This window comes from Streptomyces sp. LS1784, assembly GCF_020103755.1.
In the GTDB taxonomy this organism is placed as follows: domain Bacteria; phylum Actinomycetota; class Actinomycetes; order Streptomycetales; family Streptomycetaceae; genus Kitasatospora.
Genome location: NZ_JAHSQD010001111.1, coordinates 1 through 1118, shown reverse-complemented (window position 1 = coordinate 1118; position 1118 = coordinate 1). Strand labels below are relative to the sequence as shown.

Genomic DNA, 1118 nt, shown 5'->3' with positions numbered 1-1118 from the left:
CACCGGGCCGTCGCCGGGCGGGTCCGGCTCGGGTCGGGCGCGGCGCGTCACGGCCGGGCGACCGCGCGCCGGGACGGGAGCAGGGCCAGGTGCTCCTCCCGGACGAGGTCGAACCTCAGCGCCAGTGCGACCAACTCCTCGCGCTTGCCGCCGCCCGCCCCCTCCTCGTACGGCTCGCGCAGCCTCAGCTTGGTCTCCACCAGGTAGTCGATGTGGTAGTTCACCGCCGAACGGCTCAGCCCGCGGCAGCCGGGCAGGGCACGCAGGCGGGCGAGCACCTCGGTCACCCCGGGGACGGCCGCGGCGGAGGGCGAGCGCAGCCGGGGCTCGCAGAGCGCGAGCAGGACCAGGAAGTACTTGGCGGTCGGGTCCAGGGCGAACGGGCTGACGGTGTGTTCGCCGTCGGCGCCGCCGGGACGGCCGTCGAGGTAGGCGTGCTGCGGGGCGAAGACCTTGAAGGCGGCGGGCTCGCCGAGGGCGGGCAGCAGCACCCGGGAGAGTTCGAACGGGACGGGCGCGCCGAGCCGGCCGGGCGCCACCTTGATGTGCTCCCCCGCACCCTCCAGGTTCTCCACCACATAGGTGGACGTGGTGCTGAAGTTGGACAGCCGCCAGTAGTCCTCGGCCGCGGCCACCTCTCCCGCCCGGCGGGAGACGCCCTGGTCGGGCAGCGGGATGGGGACCGGCCGGCCCGGCTCCCCGCGCCCGAACACCGCGGCCTCGCCCGGGCCCATCCGCAGCAGGCCGGGGGCCTCGCCCGGCGCCATCTCGGGCTCCGGGCCGGGTAGTTGCACGATGACCGTGTCCACGCAGCACCTCCGTGGGATCGGGTCGATGGTATCCGTCCGATTCGTCACGGAGGCAAACCGCCACCCGGACGGGTGATGGGACACCGCCGACCCTGCCCGGTGGGGCCCGCATTGCGGTCCTCCCCGGGGAGGAGGGGGTTCCTCCTTCCGGCCGGGAGGTCCGGCCGGCCGGCCGAAGCGGCCCCGGGCGGGCCCTGCCAGGCTCCCGCCATGGACACCAATTCCCCCATATCCTCCTCGACTTCCACCGCCGGACCGGCCCGGCGGGCACTGCTCGGCGCCTCCGCCCTGGGCCTCGCCGGGGCGGCC

General features: G+C 75.8%; 1 protein-coding gene. It reads right to left on the bottom strand.

Annotated features, from left to right (window positions below):
* Window positions 1-47: 47 nt before the first annotated feature.
* The gene (locus tag KS423_RS45995) at window positions 48-809 is read right to left on the bottom strand and encodes a serine/threonine protein kinase (protein WP_224285589.1); all 762 of its coding nucleotides are present in this window, start codon (window positions 807-809) and stop codon (window positions 48-50) included.
* Between the last annotated feature and the right edge of the window lie 309 nt (window positions 810-1118).